This is a genomic window from Martelella sp. NC20, from assembly GCF_013459645.1.
In the GTDB taxonomy this organism is placed as follows: domain Bacteria; phylum Pseudomonadota; class Alphaproteobacteria; order Rhizobiales; family Rhizobiaceae; genus Martelella.
Map to the genome: position 1 here is coordinate 220,478 of NZ_CP054862.1, position 16,512 is coordinate 236,989.

A 16,512-nucleotide genomic window follows, 5' to 3' on the forward strand; every position below is an offset into this window, starting at 1 on the left:
ATATTAAAGAGGCTTTTCATTCCCTGTAGCGGCTTCATGGATTTCCCGTGTGAAAATTTTCTCCAGAATCGGACGAGATATCGGGTCTGAAAGACCCGTGGTCTCGGGTTTGACTTCTGTGAAGGAAATTTCAACTGGCACGGTGTTACGGCCAGTTGACAAGTGGACCGGTCCCTACTAGCGTGCAGATCGTCGGACATGAAGCTGCGGTTTCGGGCCGGCACGCCGGGGAGCGGCGGGGAGGAATCGAAAATGGTTATTGGTCTGGAGCCGGCCCGGCATGACGGGGCCGGTGCGATGAATATTGCCGAGTCGGGCGCCGCGGTGGGCCGCGGAGCTGGCGAACGGCGTAGCGTCCTGGTGGCCCGGGGCGTGACCAAATCGTTTCCCGGCGTGCTTGCGCTCGACAATGTCGATTTCGATGTGCGTGCCGGCGAAGTGACCGCGCTTCTGGGCGAAAACGGAGCGGGCAAATCGACGCTCATCAAGCTCATGGCCGGCTTCTATACGCCAGATCGCGGCGAGATCACGGTAGACGGCGTCGCTCTGCAGGCCGATCCGGCCGCCGCGCACCGCATCGGCGTCGCCACGATCCATCAGGATGCCCATCTGGTTCCCGCGGTATCGGTCGCGGAAAACATCATGCTCGGCCGCTGGCCCGGCCGTTATGGCTGGCTCTCCAGGCAGAAGCAGAAGGAGAAGGCGCGCGCCGCGGTAGCCCGCGTCGCGCCGCATCTCAATATCACCACCCCGGCCGGCCGGCTGTCGCCTGCGGACCAGCAACTGGTGGAAATTGCCCGCGCCATTTCCGAGGATTCCAAGGTTCTGGTCATGGACGAGCCCACCACCTCTCTTTCCCCGCCTGAGATCGAGCGCCTGTTCCGCGTGGTCGACGATCTCAGGGCGCACGGCCTCGGCATCGTGTTCGTGTCGCACTGGCTCGAAGAAGTGTTCGCCATCGCCGACAGGGTCACGGTGCTTCGCGACGGCCGGCTGGTGGCGACCAGGCCGATAGACGAACTGGATCATCAAAAGGTCATCCACATGATGGTCGGCCGGGAGGTCCGCCAGACCGAACACAAGTCCCGCCCGATCGGCGACGTCGTCCTCAAGGTCAGCAATCTCAAGCGCGAAGGCGTTCTGGACGATATTTCATTCGAGGTCAGGGCCGGCGAGATCGTCGGCATGTCGGGACTCGTTGGCGCCGGGCGAAGCGAGCTTGCGGCCTGCATCTTCGGTATCGATCCCTATGACGAGGGCAGCGTCGAGGTCTCCGGCCGCCGGGTGCGCCCGAACAAACCCAAGGCGGCGATCGATGCCGGCATCGGCCTCGTGCCCGAGGATCGGCGACGCCAGGCCCTTGTGGGGCTGATGAGCGTGCGCAACAACATGACGCTCGGCATGTTCGACAAGATTTCCCGCCACGGTTTCCTGTCGAATGCCCTTGAGGATGAAATCGTCGGACGTGAGATGCGCGGCCTTGCAGTGAAGGCGCCATCCTCCAAGGTGCGCGTCTCGACACTGTCGGGCGGCAACCAGCAGAAGGTCGTGCTCGGCCGATGGCTGGCGCACAAACCGAAGCTTCTGATCCTCGATGAGCCGACCAAGGGTATCGATGTCGGCGCCAAATCGGAAATCAGCGAACTGATCCTCCGTCTGGCCGAAAGCGGAATGGCCATCCTGCTGATCAGTTCGGAATTGCCGGAAATCCTGTCGCTGTCGGACCGTGTGCTGGTGATGCGTTCGGGGCGGATCTCCGCCTCGCTCACCAGGGCGGAAATCACCAGCGAAACCATCATGAGCTATGCGACGACGGGTTGACGTCGGGGAGAAACTTGAATGGCACTGGAGAACACACCGATGAGCGATATTGCCCCGAACGGCGAGGGCAGGATTTCCACCTGGCGCGGACGCATATCCTTCATCGATATGATGCAGAGTGTGGGACTGCTTGCCGTGATCCTGCTCGGCAGCGCCATCATGAGCGTTCTGAGCCCGGTCTTCGCCACCGTACGCAATATCGAGAACGTGTTGCAGGCGGCAACGATCATCGCCGTCGTCGCGATCGGCCAGACCTTCGTTATCCTGGTGGCCGGTATCGACCTCTCGGTCGCCTCCGTACTGGTGCTGTCATCGGTGCTGTCGGTGGGGCTGGTTGAATTCCAGGGCTTCTCGCCGGTGGTCGGCGTCGTTGTGGCGCTCGGGGCGGGTCTCGGTCTCGGGCTTTTGAACGGCCTTGCCGTAACCAAGCTGCGCATCCCGGCGTTGATCGCGACGCTTGCAACCATGACCATCGGTCGCGGCCTTGCCTATATCTATTCCGGAGGCACGAATATCGCCCCCGTTCCGTCCTTCTTCGTCGAACTCCAGGCCGCGCGCATCTTCGGCATACCGGCGGTCATCGTCCTGACGCTGGCGCTGGCGCTCATCGCCCAGATCGTGCTTTCGCGAACGGCCTTCGGTCGCTCGGTCTATGCGACCGGTGGAAATCCGCTTGCCGCGCGGCTGGCCGGTATCAACACCGAGCGCGTCATCGTCATCGCCTTCATGATTTCGGGCCTGATGTCGGCGATTGCGGGGCTGCTCATTACGGCCCGGTTCGAGGCGGGGGCCGCCACGGCGGCCCAGGGGCTGGAGCTTGCCGTCATCGCGGCGGTGGTGATCGGCGGGGTCAGCCTGTTCGGCGGCGAGGGGAATATGGGAAGCATGCTGCTCGGCGTGCTGCTGCTCGGGCTGGTCCAGAACGCGGTCAACCTGCTCAACGTTCCGCCGAACTGGGATTCGGTCGTCTCGGGGCTGGTGATCGCCGCCGCCGCCGCGCTCGATGTCTATCGCCGAAACTATCTGGAGGCGGGCATGCGCAGGAAAATCATCGCAAGCAAGTCGTCCTAGAGACAGACAGGCCTCGCGTTCGCGGTGCGATTTGCGGCGAAGGGAAATGCAAACCTATCGGTCGAAAAAATTAGCGCCCTCCGGGGCGAAGGGGATCCGCTTGCCCGATGGATCGGCAAACGGGAATGGCAATACCACCCCGAAAAGGGTGTCTCGAAGGTCCAACTGGGAGGAAACATGATGGACAAGAAGACCGGAATGCCAACGAAACGCCGCACGGTTTTGCAGTTCGCTGCGGGCGCGGCCATGCTGCTGACAAGCGCTATTGCCCTGCCAGGGCATGCGCAGGCCGAGGATAGCGCGCTCAAGGGCAAGAACCTCGCCTATATCGCGTTCGGCCTGCAATACGAGTACCAGGTGACGCTGGTCGATCACATCAAGAAGCTCGCCGCCGAAAAGGGAATGAAAATTTCCGTCTATGACGGCAAGGGCGACCCGTCCGCCCAGACCACACAGTTGCTGGACGTACTCTCCAAGCAGCCGGACATCATCCTGCTCAATCCGGTTGACGCGAAACTGCTGCAGGGCGGCGTGCGCAAGGCCAATCAGGCCGACATTCCGCTGTTCATGCTCGAAAACCTGCCGCCCGAAGGCGAATGGGTTGCCTACAATACCTTTGACGACGTCGCCGGCGGCCGGGCTGCGGCCGATGCCGTTGCAGAGCTGACGGGCGGAAAGGGGCGTGTCCTCGAGGTCCGCGGCGCGATCGGCTCCGGGCAATCCGAGAAGCGTTACCAGGGTTTTCATGAGCAGATGGCGGAGAAATATCCGGACATCACGATCGAAACGCTGAAGGCGGAATGGACGGCGGACAATGCCCATACGCTGACGGTCGATGCCTTTACCCGCGATCCGAACGTCGCCGCCATCTGGGCGCATAACGACGAAATGATCCGCGGCGTGGTTTCGGCGCTGCGTCAGATCGACCGGCTGAAGCCGCAAGGCGAGGAAGGCGCCATTCCGGTAATCGGATTCGACGGCACCCCGCTTGGCCTCGAGCGCATCCGCGAGGGAACGCAGACCGCCGATGTCGGACAGAATCCGTTCTCCATGGGCTCATCCATCGTCGAGCAGATGGAGAATCATTTCAGCGGCAAGCCGGTGCAGGAGACCACGCTGATCCAGCCGGTGATGATCTGGAAGGACAATGTCGACAGTCCCGAAAACTGGGGCAACATGGTCAAGGGCTGACCCCTTGATGCCGAAGCGGGGCGCGCCGTGCTGCGTGCGCGCCCCGCATAATATCACGCCAACCGACGGAATGACGCATGACGAGAGACATCATGAAACCCGACCACGCCCGCAATATGCGCCTCGTGGGCCATTCGGACCAGGGCGGCCGCAGGGACGGCATCCAGGTGATGGTCGAGGATGGATTCGCCTATATCGGCCATCTGTTCAGCCGGGGATTTTCGGTGGTCGACGTGCGCGATCCCGCCAATCCGAAGCCGGCGGGTTATGTTCAGGCGCCGGAAAACACCTGGAACGTGCATCTTCAGGCGGCTGACGGCCTGTTGCTCGTCATTCACGGCAAGGACGTTTTTGCCGACGCCGCTTTCGCCGACGAAGCGTCCTACTACAAGGCCGCTGCGGGCACCGCGCTCGGAACGGCCGAGCCGAAGAAGGGGCGGGACTGGGATGCGGGGCTCGCGGTCTACGATATCGCCACCGAGCCCGGCCGTCCCCGGCGTATCGGCTTCATGCCCGTGTCGGGCGGCATTCACCGCATCTGGTGGGTCGGTGGCAAGTGGGCCTATGTCTCCGCGCTCCTGGATGGCTATACCGATTTCATTTTCATGACGGTCGACATGTCGGATCCGGAAAATCCGAGGGAAGCGGGCCGCTACGCGCTGCCGGGCATGCACAAGGCGGGAGGCGAGACGCCGGCCTGGTCCCCGAACGCGAAATTCGGGCTTCACCATGCGATTGTCGATGGCGATATCGCCTGGGGCGCATGGCGCGATGCCGGCCTCGTGGTGATGGATGTCGCCGACCGTACGCAGCCCAGGCTCATCCGCCACACCAACTGGTCGCCGCCTTTTCAGGGCGGAACGCATAACTGCCTGCCGATCAGCGGGCGGGATCTGCTGGTGGTCGTCGACGAGGCAGTGCTCGACGATTTCGAGGACGGGCTGAAGAATATCTGGATCTTCGATGTCGCGAACCCGGAAAATCCGGTTCCGATCGCGACCATGCCGCCGCCCTCGGACCAGGATTATACCCACAAAGGCGCCCATTACGGCCCGCACAACGTCCACGAGAACAGGCCGGGAAGCTTCCAGAGTTCATCGCTGATCTTCTCGACCTGGCAGAATGCCGGCGTGCGCGTCTACGACATTTCGAACGCCTACCAGCCGAAGGAAGTTGGCGCGCTGGTGCCGCCGGCGCCCGAAGGCCTTATGGACAAAAGGCCGGGCAAGAAGCCGATCATCCAGTCCTGCGACATTTTCGTCGACACGGCGGGCCTGGTCTATGTGACCGACTACAATGCCGGTCTCTACATCATGGAATATACCGGCTGATCCCGCGCCGCTTGCTTGAAAGGAATGACCATGAACCTGTTTGGCTCTTATGACGTGGTGGTGACCGGCGCCGGCTCCTCCGGTATCGTCGCGGCAATCCGCGCGGCAAGGGAAGGCGCCAGAGTGCTTCTGCTTGAAGGCACCGGCTTTCTCGGCGGCCTGATCACGGGCGGCCGGCTGACCAAGCCCACGGGGCTCATCAACTCGAAGATATTCGAGGAAATGCTGGAGCGTTGCGTTGGCTATCGCGGGGCGGACGGTCGCATCCGGGAATCCTACTGGGGCAAGTATACGGGCACGTTCGATGCCGAGGTGATGCAGCGCGTCATCATCGAAATGGTAGAGGAGTCCGGTGTTGAAGTGCTTCTGCGCGCCAATGTCGTCCAGACGGTGATGAAGGACGGTGCGATGCACGGGCTTTTGATCCGCGCCAAATCCGGCGAAAGCCTCGTCATCGCCCATGCCTTCATCGATGCATCGGGCGATGGGGATGTCGCGGCCCTTGCCGGCGCCGATTTCATGCTCGGCCGGCAAAGCGACGGCCTGACGCAGCCGATCACGTCCTATTTCCGCGTGCTGAACGTGAACGTGCCGGCGCTGATTGCCGATTGCGAGGAAAACCGCGCCGATATGTGGGAGGTCGTCTATCCGAAGGAGGCCGGGGATCGCAACGAGGATTATGCGATGGCTGTGCTCCTGACCGGCTTCCAGCAGCGCATCAAGGACAAGGTCGCGGAAGGCTTCGACTGGATCATCCCCAAGGACCATATCACCATGAAAACCGGCCTGATCCCGGGCGAGATCAGCGTGAACGTCACCCGGTTCCAGGGCAATGGCCTTGATGACCGGGATCTCAGCCGCGCGGAGATCGAGATCCGCAAACAGGCTTATTGCGCGTTCGATTTTCTGCAACGCTACGTCAGGGGTTTTGAAAACGCGATCTTCCTCGAGGTCGCGCCGAAGCTCGGCATCAGGGAGACCCGCCGCGTGAGAGGCGAGTATGTCCTGACCGAAGCCGAGGTTCGCGGCAATCATCGCTTCGAAGACGCGATCGGCCTTTGCAATTCGCCCGTCGACGTGCACGAGCCCGGCGGCAGTCGCGCGATCATGGATCATGTGGGCATTGGTTACGGCATTCCCTTCCGCTGCCTCGTGCCGCTGAAGATCGACAACCTGCTTCTCGCCGGACGCTGCATTTCCGTCGATGAAAACGCCTTCGGCTCGACGCGGAACGTGCCGGCCTGCACCATGACGGGCGAGGCGGCGGCGATCGCGGCCGCTCTTGCGGCTGGCCGGCGCGTACCGACCTCGCAAATAGCTGTCGCCGAGGTGCAGGCGCGATTGCGCGATCTCGGGGTCTGGCTGGGCACGCCGGACGAGCCGGTGCCCGATGTCCTCCGGCAGGCTGGTTGAGGCGATGGCTAAGGGCGCTCGAATGTCAAGCTGATGTTCGACACCTATCACGTCATCTATTGCAACGAAGTGTCCAGCGACTATGTCCGGCGCATGGGGGCGGACCTCCACCATATCCACCTCGCCGACGAAAACCGCGCGGCTCCTTCCAACGGGGGCAGAGCGGACTACCGCGCGATCATTTCCGATCTGAAAGCGCTCGACTTCAAGGGTTATCTCACCATGGAGATCGGTTTCGACCACCGCTCGTCGGACCCGGACCGCTTTGCGCGCGAGGCGTTTGACTATATCAAGCCGCTAATCGGACGGCCGTAGCAGGCAGGTTGCTCTGCGGAAAGAACAGCCGCAGAAGCTTCACTGGCCAAAGCCACCCGCATCGAGAAGCCGTGGGAGCCGCCTGACCGCGAAGCTCGGAATGCCAACAGGGCCGGCATCCCGAGCGAGCGTTATATCAGGCGATCGAATAGCCGCCGTCGATCGGCAGGACCGCGCCGTGGACATAGGACGCTTCGTCGGACACCAGGAAATGGATCACATTCGCGATCTCCATCGGTTCGGCCCAGCGACCGAGCGGGATCCGTGCCGTGATCTTCGGGCCGCGTTCCGGATCGTTCTTCGCTCCGGCGCCCATGCGGGTATCAACCCAGCCCGGTGCCACGGCGTTGACGCGCACGCCGTTCTTGCCCCAGGCGACGGCCAGAGACCGGGTGAGGGAAACAATCGCGCCCTTGGAGGAGGCATAGGCAGGCGAACCTGCTGACCCGAAGAAGCTCCACATCGACGCGATGTTGACCACCGATCCGCCTGTAGCCTCGAGCCGGCTCTTCGCAAGGTTCGCGGCAGCAAGGCTTGCCGTCACGTTGATTTCCATCACCTGGCGGAATACCTCCGGCTCCCATTCGGCGGACTGGCGGATGATGCCGGCGCAATTGACAAGCGCGTCGATCCGGTCGGTCCGGTCCATCAATGCCGCAAGATCTGCTTGTGAGGTCACGTCCGTGCGGATGAACTCGATCCCTTCGGTCATGTCGTCGTCAGCATCCAATCCTCCGGCGATGACCCGGTAGCCCTCCGCCAAAAGGCGCGTACCCGTTGCGAGACCGATGCCAGTCCCGCCTCCCGTGATAATTGCTGTTTTCATCGTCCGCTCCTTCAGCTTGCCAGAAACGCTTCGGCAACGTCCTTGATACCGGCGCTATCGAGCTTGTAATGAGCAAGCAGATGCGTTGGCGGGGCGATCAGCGAATACTCGTCATAGATGCCATGACGCTTCAGCTTCTTGCCAACGCCCTCGTCGGCGAGAACCTCGGCAACGGCTGCGCCAAGACCACCCAGCACATTGTGCTCCTCGACCGTCATCAGCCGCGACGACCGTTCAGCCGCCTCGAGGACGGCGTCGCGATCCAGCGGCTTGATCGAAGCCATGTCTATGACGCCCACGGAACGGCCCGCGGCATTCATCGCATTCGCCGCCTCGATCGCGGCATGGACGGTGATCCCGCAGGCGATGATCGTAAGCTCCTCACCGCGGCCATGCTCCTGCGCCTTGCCGAAGCGGAAGGTGGTTCCTCCTTCGTAGATGACAGGGTCGCGACCACGGCCGATGCGGAAATAGATCGGCTGGTCCCACTCCGCCGAAGCGCGGATAGCAGCTTCAAGCTGTGCGCCGTCGGAGGGCGAGACAATGGTCAGATCGGCAATCGAGCGCATCGTCCCGATATCTTCCGTCGCATGATGCGAGGTGCCGTAAAAGCCCATCGATATGCCGGTGTGATGACCGATCAGGCGCACCGGCTGGGCGCTGTAGGCGATGTCCATGCGGATCTGCTCGCAGGCTAGCAGTCCGACGAAGGATGCAAAGGTGGCAACGAAAGGCGTGACCCCGGTGGTTGCGATGCCGGCAGCGACGCTCACCATGTTCTGCTCGGAAATGCCGAAGGACAGATAGCGGTCCGGATACTTCTCCGCGAACCGGTTGAGCCCGTTGGAATACTGGAGATCTGCGGAGCCGGCGACGACATTGTGGCCGGCCTCGACTAGATCGATCAGCCCGTTAGACAGGTGATCGAGGCCTGGGTTTTTGATGTTCAAGGCACGGTAATGCCAGGATTCGGAAGACTTCAGCGCACTCATCTCAGATCACCTTCGAATTGATTTCTTCTATCGCAGCTTCGGCGTCCGGCGTATCGAGCCAGCCCAGATGCCAGCCCGGTTCCGTCTCCATGTAGGAGATGCCCTTTCCCTTGATCGTGCGGGAGATGATGCATACCGGCCCTTCGCGCGTTTCATCGGCGCGGAGCCGGCGCAGAAGCTCGGTCAGGGCGGAAATGTCATGGCCATCCACGGTGTGGACTTCCCAGCCGAAGGAGCGCCATTTCTCGTCCAGCGGCTCGATATTCATGACGTCATCAACCTTGCCGTCGAGCTGATAGCCATTGCGATCGACGATCGCGATCAGGTTCTTCGCTTTATGCTGGGCGGCGCAGAGTGCCGCTTCCCAGACCTGGCCTTCCTGCATTTCGCCATCGCCCATCATGCAGAAGACCTTGTAGTCTTCGCCGGTCCAGCGCTGCGCCAGCGCGATGCCGAGACCGTTGGAGAGCGCATGGCCGATGGATCCGGAGGAGAAGTCGACGCCCGGAACCTTTCGCATGTCAGGGTGGTCGCCGAGCGGGCTGCCGAGACGGGTGTAGCTGTCGAGCCACTCCGTCGGGAAGAAGTCGAGATCGGCATAGATCGGGAACAGGCCGACGGCGGCATGGCCCTTGCCGATCGTGAACCGGTCGCGCCCGGACCAGTCCGGCTCGCCTCGTCGGATGTTCATGACATCGTAGTAGAGCGCCGCAAAGGCTTCAGCGGCGGAGAAGACCGAGGTGTAGTGCCCGGTCTTGGCGATGTCGATCAGCCGCACCGTTTCCAGCCGGATGAACTTTGCGCGCTCGCGCAGCATTTCGATGGTGTCCTGCGTCGGGGTGAAATTGTTCGGCACCGGCGCCGCCCCCCCTTCCGTTTGACCTGACATGTCTTTCCTCCTGATGAGGTTGGCTGACCGGATGCGGTCAGCGGGCTTGCAAAGCATTTTCGTGACCGACCGGCGTCGCCTGCCGAACTTGAAAATGCGTCTGAACAATTCACCGGAGCGCCTGCACCAGGGGCGGTGCCGCTCTCAGTATTTCACTGCAGCCAGATCAGATTGGATCATTATATATGATACACGATCTGTTGCGACGATGTCGTGACCCGGTCCGGCCGCGCGGGCCGGCAGCACTTGGCAAGGGTGGTCGGGTCTTCAGGTTGCGGAGCTAGGATTCCGTCTGCTCAGTGCCGTACTGGCGATCGACGAGCGTGATGCCCCAGCGGATATCGTCTTGCATCGCCGCCCGGGCGGCATCGGCGTCGCTGCGCCGCATGGCTTCCAGCGCAGGGAAATGACGGTGGTTGTCCGCGGACAGCTGGCGGGCAGGGACCTCCTCGTGAAAGGTCCGCAGAAAAGGCCCCATCAGCGTCCACATCGTTTCGCAGATCGATTCGACAAACGGCATCTCGGCGAGCTGCAGAATCTTGAAGTGAAAATTGCGATTGATGCGGCTTGCCGCTTCCGGATCCTCTGCTGCCGCCTGGATGAAATGCCTGTTGATATCTTCCAGTTCAGCAATATCCGCCGGGGTGCAGATCTCGGCGCAGCGATAGGCCGCCATACCCTCAAGATCGATCCGGATCGAGATGATCTCGCGCAGATCGCGCGGCGTCAGCTTCGGCACGAACACCGATGTCGCGGCCTTGATCTCCAGCGCGCGTTCGCTGACAAGCCGGAACATCGCCTCCCGCACCGGCGTGCTGGAGGTGCCGTGCTGCTTTGCCAGTTCCGAAATCGTCAGGCGCTGGCCCGGATGGTACTGACCATCCATCAGCCCCTGGCGCAGGCGCTGGTAAAGCTGTTCGGAAAGATTTGCCCTGGAGATTGGTTCCGGCTGCGTCATCTTCATTCCCACTCAATCCACCTGGGGTTAAACGTAAGGCGACTATAGCGCCAATACCGGACGTGCGCCGATAGTTTTGTTTCTGAAACAACTGCGCATCGCATCGCTTAACCTCCGAACCGGTTCTCCGGAACACCGCGAATGCCGAGGCCGTCAATCACGAACAGCGATCCCGCATCGGGATGGGTCTCATCGACATCGGGAACCGGCGGTGTGCGCATGGTCGGCACGTAGAGCCGATCGAGATTGGCCCCGCCGAACATCACCGATGCAACGCAGAGCGTCGGCATGTCGATCGTCAGAAGGCGCGCTCCGTCCGGTGCGATGCGGTGGATCTTGCCCTTGTAGACACCGGCCGACCAGACACAGCCTTCCGCATCCACGGTGGCGCCATCCGGCAAGCCGTCTTCGGGACCGAAGGCATGGAAATCCCGCTTGTTCGAAACCGCGCCGGTTTCAAGATCATAATCATAGGCATAGATCATCTTCGCCCGGCTGTCGGCAAAGTAGAAGATCGACCCGTCCGGGCTCCAGCAGGGGCCGTTGGAAACGGTGATATTGTCGTCGATCTGACGGACCGACAGGTCGGTGCCGACCGAGTAGAGCAGCGCATCCGGCTTTGTTTCGGTCGTTTCGAGGCTACCGCAGACATAGCGTCCGTGCTTGTCCACCTTGCCGTCGTTCAGCCGCACGGTCGCAGATTTGTGCTGGACCTTTTCCAGCACCGTCGCTTCTCCGGTTTCGAAGTCGAAAGTATAGAAGCCGTCGGCAAGCGAGAGCAGGGCACCGCCCTTGTCCCTCAGCGCCATGGCGCCGATATTCTGGGGTACGTCCCAGACCTTGACCTCGTTGCCGTCTTCGGTGGCGCGGAAGATCTTGTTGCCGAGGCTGTCGATCCAGTAAAGCCGCTGTTCGGGGATATCCCAGAGCGGGCCTTCGCCCAGCACGGTGTCGCAGGCGACAAGTTTCTTGATGTCCATTTCTCTCTCCCTTTTCAAAGGCCAGGCGTGGATCGGCGGTGCGCGCTGACCGCAAGGATCAGCAACACGCCCTTGATAATCATCTGATAGTAAGTCGACACATTCAGGAAGTTCAGCCCGTTGCCGAGCAGCGCCAGAAACAGCACCCCGCCAATGGGACCGAGAATGCCGCCCATACCGCCCGACAGCATGGTTCCCCCAAGCGCTGTCGCGGCGATGGAATCCACCGAGAACGGCACGCCGACCAGCGGATCGCCGCTTGCCAGCCTGCCGGCGACATTGATGCCGCCGAGGCAGGCGAAAAGCGATGACAGCAGATAGACCGAGACCACGATCCGGGTCGCATTGACGCCACCAAGCCGCGCGCTCTCCTGCGAGGCGCCGGTGGCGTAGACATGCAGGCCGAAGCAGGTGCGGCCGAGCACATAGCTGACGCCGACAACGAGAATGAGGGCGGCAAGGATCGGCAGCGGAACCACGCCGAACAGCTTGCCCGAGCCATAGGCCGTCAGCCAGCCCGCCACCTCACCGCCCGGCACCGGGCGCACGATCAACGCCAGCCCCTGAACGGCGGTCATGGTCGACAGCGTCATCAGGATCGGATGGATGCCAAACCGGGTGATGCCGAGCGCATTGACGAGACCGACGGCAAGGGCAGCGGCCAGCGCAGCTGGCAGCGACCATGCGGCGTTGTGGCTGAGAATGGCCGTCGTCAGGCTCACAACCGAGCCGACCGAAAGATCGAGCCCGCCTGTCAGGATGACGAAGGTCTGGCCAATGGTGACCGCGACCAGACTTGCCTGCTGATTCAGAATGTTCAGCAAGTTCTGCGGCATCAGGATGCGCGGTGACAGGAAGGCCAGCGCAATCGCCAGAACGATAATCATAACCAGTACCGGTAGGGCTGCCCGACGACGCTGGCTTACGGCGGAAACAGAAGCGGAACGTCTCATGCAGCTACTCCCAGAACCGCAGCCTTCATCAGGCCTTCTTCAGTTGCCTCATCACTGGCGAATTCGGCAACGGTCGCGCCCTCGCTGAGGACGATGATCCGGTCGCAAAGCCCGATCAGTTCGGGCAGTTCGCGCGATGTCACCAGAACCGGAACACCGCTTTCGGCAAGTTCGCGAAGAAGCGTGTAAATCTCGGATTTCGCGCCGATGTCGACGCCTCTGGTCGGCTCTTCGCAGATCAGGAAACTCACGCCGCGCAGCAGCCAGCGCGCCAGTAGCGCCTTTTGCTGGTTGCCGCCGGACAGTTCGCCGATCGGCTGAGTTGGACCGCGCATGCGCACATTCAGCCGCTCGATCAGCTTTTCGATCTTGGGCGTCGGCATCGGCGCCAGTCCGAACAGGCTGCGTCCCGGCAGCAGACCAAGCGAAATGTTCCGGTCGACGCCGAGAGACAGAAGAAGCCCTTCCGCCTTGCGGTCTTCCGGGATCAGCCCGATGCCGGCCCTGATGCCGCCCATGGGGCCGGAATGATCGAAGGGCGCGCCATCAAACAGGATGTCGCCATCGACCAGCGTATGCCCTTCGAAGATGGCGCGGGTGACCTCGATCTGGCCCTGACCTTCGAGACCCGCGAGCCCGACGATCTCATGGGCGCCGACATGAAAGTTTACCGGGCCTTTCAGTCCTTCGACCTTCACATTCTTCAGTTCCAGCATCGGATCCTGATTGAGGCCGCGTGAGGAGCGCGGCGGATAAAGTTGTTCAAGGTCGCGACCGACCATGGTCGCGATCAACTGGTCGTCGGTCACATCCTTCATCATGAAATGGCCGGCGAACTGACCATCTTTCAGAACCGTCACCTCATCGCAGAGTTCAAACAGTTCCGGAAGACGGTGCGAGATGTAGAGGATGCCTTTGCCGCGGGCCTGCAGATCGCGGATGAAGCCGAAGAGCTTTTCGGCCTCGCGATCGCCAAGTGCCGCCGTCGGTTCGTCGAACACGAAAATATCGGCATCGCGGATCATGCCCTTGGCGATTTCCACCATCTGCTGATCGGCGACCCTGAGGCTGCCGGTGACCACGTCGGGGTCGATGGAAAGACCCATTTCATCGAGAATGGCGGCGGCATCGCGGCGCATGCGGGCGCGGTCGATCCCGCCGAAGCGGTTGCGGGGTTCGTTGCCAAGATAAAGGTTCTCGGCAACGGACAGGTTTGGCAACAGGATGAATTCCTGAAAAATCGTGGAGATGCCCGCGGCCCGTGCCTGTTCGGCATTGGCAAACCGCACGGCCTCTCCCTTGATACGAAAATCACCGCCGGAGGGCGCGTAAACGCCGGAAAAGATTTTCATCAAAGTGGACTTGCCAGCCCCGTTTTCACCGAGCACGGCATGAACCGAGCCCTCACGCAGGGCAAGCGAGACCCCTTTCAGGGCCTGCACCGGCCCGAAGGACTTTTCGATGTCTATCGCTTCCAGAAGCATAGCGCCCTCCGAGCCTGTTACTTGCCGTAGATCTCGACGAGGGTTTCGTCCGGCAGGCTGGAGCCGACCCAGTAGGAGTCATTGAGGTCCGGACGGTAGTATTCGGCAATGGTTTCCTTGGTGATCGGCGTGGGACGCAGCGCATAGTCATGATAGACGGTCTCGCCTTCGAGCAGACGCACGGCGGCGATGACGGCCTGCTGGCCGAACCAGGTCGGGTATTGCGGCGCGACCGTATCCAGGTCCATTTCCTGCCAGATGCGCAGGAAGCCGTTATTGCCTTCACCGGTCATCGGGATCATCGGCAGGCCGTAATCCTCGATCACCTCGGCGCAGGCCTGGGTCATGGCGCCGCCGGACGACCAGATCGCGTCGACATCCGAATGGGCGACCAGAAGCGACTCGCACACCTGTTTGCCCTTGTCGTAGGCCCAGTCGGCAAAGCCTTCGTCGATCACTTTGATATCGGGATAGTTGGCGAAGACTTCCTCGACACCCTTCCAGCGGTCATTTTCAATCGAATTCCCGGAAATGCCGCGGATAGCGATCACATTGCCCTTGCCGTCCAGCGTGTCGGCCAGAAACTGTGCGCCGGCGCGACCGAAATCGACGTCGTCGCCGAGGATCTTGACGGTGTAGTCATCCGGCGTTGCATTGGAGGAGAAGATGATGACCGGAATACCGGCATCATAAACGCTCTGCAGCACGCCGTTGAGCGCTACTTCTGAACCCGGAGCGACCAGGAGGGCGTCAATGCCGCGCGAAACCAGATCCTCGATGTCGGAGACCTGCTTGCTGACATCGCCGCCCGCGTCGGTCACGATCATTTCGGAAACCGCCGGCTGGATTTCAGCTTCATGAATTGCTTCTTCGATCATCTGAACCCGCCAGGTGTTGACGACCGAAATATTGCTGAGGCCGAGAACGAAGGCGTCCTTGTCGACTTCCATGCCAGTCACCTCGGCGCTGCCTTCGAGCGGCTCAAGCGCCGGGTTGAGGGCGGGGACGTCCTGCGCGATCGCGCCGCTCCCGATAAAGGCCAGCGCAGAAACGCCGAGCAGCAGTTTGAACGAATGCATTTTCATTTTCTCTCTCCCTTTGATGCGCCGACGGCGCTTTGATTACCGGACCCGGGGGCCAGGCTAATGAGACCGTCGCTTGGCAAGCCCTGCCGCGACCACGATGATTGCGCCCTGGATGATCAACTGCGCCGGCTTGCCGACGCCCATGCCCGTCAGCAGGTTGGCAAGGAAGGTCAGCGCCAGAGCGCCGGCCAGTGCGCCGAGCGCACCGCCAGTGCCGCCACCGAAACTGGTGCCTCCCAGCACCACGGCTGCAACCGAGGCCAGAACCAGATCGGCGCCGAGGTTCAGCGTGCCCGTGCCGATGTAGCCGGTCAGAAGGATAGCGGCGACGCCGGCCAGAAGACCGCCTGCGACATGGGCCATGACCAGCGACCTGTTGACCGGAACGCCGCCGAGAAAGGCTGCCCCGAAGCTTGAGCCGAGCGCATAGAGTCCGTGGCCGAACACGCCCTTCTTCAGAGCGAACCAGCACAGCGCGGTGAGCGCGAACAGCACAGCGCCGGCAATGGGGAAACGACCCCACCGGCCCGAACCGAGCCATTCGATCACCGCGTTAACCTCGCCGCCCGGCGCACCGCCGCTGACGATATAGCTGATGCCGACCAGCACGATCGACATGCCGAGCGTGACGACAACGGCGGATGCGCGCAGCCGCGCGATCAAAAAGGCATTGGCAAGACCCACCAGTCCGCCAACAGCCAGCGGCAGCAGCACCGATCCGGCAGCGGGCCCGTTGGCGATCATGGGCATGGCCAGAAGCACGTTGCAAAGGGCGATGACACCGCCGATCGACATATCGATGGACCGCCCGATCATCGGGTGAAGCTGTCCGAGCGCCAGCACACCCAGCGGGGCAGCCTGCCGCAGGACAATCATTAGAAACGGCAGCGTCAGCAGTCGCGGCTGGACGATCCAGGCAAGGATGATCAGCACGATCAGCGTCGGATAGGCTGGCACTTCCATAACCGTGCGCAACGCCGAGCGCGGCCAGAAACCGATCCTGCGCATCACCGTGTTCGTCATCTCGCTTTCCTTTCTGGTGCTCGCTTCACCCCGGACGAAACCACGTCGGTTGCAATGCGCGGCTTCATCTCTGCTCCGATCATGGCAACTTGAACAAAGCGGCAGCGGGCCGCTGCGATGCGAGGTTCTCCAATAGTCGACACGCGTATTTCTCCGACGAAGGCCCGCCATAGCGGGTCG

Annotated in this window: 14 protein-coding genes and 1 pseudogene; 6 read left to right on the forward strand and 9 right to left on the reverse strand. The window is 61.9% G+C overall.

Annotated elements, in window-relative coordinates; translation table 11 throughout:
* Positions 1–252: 252 nt before the first annotated feature.
* The 6 genes and pseudogenes from HQ843_RS27665 to HQ843_RS27690 all read left to right on the forward strand — a co-directional run.
* Positions 253–1,821: a sugar ABC transporter ATP-binding protein gene (locus tag HQ843_RS27665; protein WP_180902559.1), complete on the forward strand. Its 1,569-nt coding sequence runs from the start codon at positions 253–255 to the stop codon at positions 1,819–1,821.
* A gap of 18 nt (positions 1,822–1,839) precedes the next feature.
* Complete coding sequence (locus HQ843_RS27670) at positions 1,840–2,892, forward strand: ABC transporter permease (protein ID WP_246710474.1); 1,053 nt, start codon at positions 1,840–1,842, stop codon at positions 2,890–2,892.
* A gap of 177 nt (positions 2,893–3,069) precedes the next feature.
* The gene (locus HQ843_RS27675; RefSeq protein WP_180903548.1) at positions 3,070–4,083 is read left to right on the forward strand and encodes a sugar ABC transporter substrate-binding protein; all 1,014 of its coding nucleotides are present in this window, start codon (positions 3,070–3,072) and stop codon (positions 4,081–4,083) included.
* Between the two features lie 77 nt (positions 4,084–4,160).
* Positions 4,161–5,414, forward strand: a complete 1,254-nt coding sequence (locus HQ843_RS27680; RefSeq protein ID WP_180902765.1) for an LVIVD repeat-containing protein — start codon at positions 4,161–4,163, stop codon at positions 5,412–5,414.
* A gap of 30 nt (positions 5,415–5,444) precedes the next feature.
* Positions 5,445–6,827, forward strand: coding sequence for an FAD-dependent oxidoreductase (locus tag HQ843_RS27685; RefSeq protein ID WP_305799383.1), 1,383 nt, complete (start codon positions 5,445–5,447; stop codon positions 6,825–6,827).
* 27 nt (positions 6,828–6,854) lie between these two features.
* Positions 6,855–7,142, forward strand: a pseudogene (locus HQ843_RS27690) (sugar phosphate isomerase/epimerase family protein); the annotation flags it as partial.
* 136 nt (positions 7,143–7,278) lie between these two features.
* Here HQ843_RS27690 and HQ843_RS27695 read toward each other — a convergent pair.
* The 9 genes from HQ843_RS27695 to HQ843_RS27735 form a co-directional block, all read right to left on the reverse strand.
* A complete protein-coding gene (locus HQ843_RS27695; protein ID WP_180902763.1) occupies positions 7,279–7,968 on the reverse strand; it encodes an SDR family NAD(P)-dependent oxidoreductase in 690 nt (229 codons plus the stop codon).
* A gap of 11 nt (positions 7,969–7,979) precedes the next feature.
* Positions 7,980–8,960, reverse strand: coding sequence for a transketolase family protein (locus HQ843_RS27700; RefSeq protein WP_180902762.1), 981 nt, complete (start codon positions 8,958–8,960; stop codon positions 7,980–7,982).
* A 1-nt stretch (position 8,961) separates the two neighbouring features.
* Positions 8,962–9,777, reverse strand: coding sequence for a transketolase (locus HQ843_RS27705; RefSeq protein ID WP_371822232.1), 816 nt, complete (start codon positions 9,775–9,777; stop codon positions 8,962–8,964).
* Between the two features lie 352 nt (positions 9,778–10,129).
* A complete protein-coding gene (locus HQ843_RS27710; protein ID WP_246710475.1) occupies positions 10,130–10,813 on the reverse strand; it encodes a GntR family transcriptional regulator in 684 nt (227 codons plus the stop codon).
* Between the two features lie 101 nt (positions 10,814–10,914).
* On the reverse strand, positions 10,915–11,787 hold the full coding sequence (locus tag HQ843_RS27715; protein WP_180902759.1) for an SMP-30/gluconolactonase/LRE family protein: 873 nt from the start codon (positions 11,785–11,787) through the stop codon (positions 10,915–10,917).
* Between the two features lie 14 nt (positions 11,788–11,801).
* Positions 11,802–12,740 (reverse strand): ABC transporter permease, encoded by a 939-nt coding sequence (locus HQ843_RS27720; RefSeq protein WP_180902758.1) that lies wholly within the window; start codon positions 12,738–12,740, stop codon positions 11,802–11,804.
* Positions 12,737–14,224 carry a sugar ABC transporter ATP-binding protein gene (locus HQ843_RS27725; RefSeq protein WP_180902757.1) on the reverse strand — a complete coding sequence of 496 codons (1,488 nt, stop codon included), beginning with the start codon at positions 14,222–14,224 and terminating at the stop codon, positions 12,737–12,739. Before HQ843_RS27725 ends, HQ843_RS27720 begins: the two co-directional genes overlap by 4 nt.
* 17 nt (positions 14,225–14,241) lie before the next feature.
* A complete protein-coding gene (locus HQ843_RS27730; RefSeq protein ID WP_180902756.1) occupies positions 14,242–15,309 on the reverse strand; it encodes an ABC transporter substrate-binding protein in 1,068 nt (355 codons plus the stop codon).
* Between the two features lie 57 nt (positions 15,310–15,366).
* Entirely contained in the window at positions 15,367–16,332 is a 966-nt protein-coding gene (locus HQ843_RS27735) for an ABC transporter permease (protein WP_180902755.1), read from the reverse strand.
* Positions 16,333–16,512 lie beyond the last annotated feature (180 nt).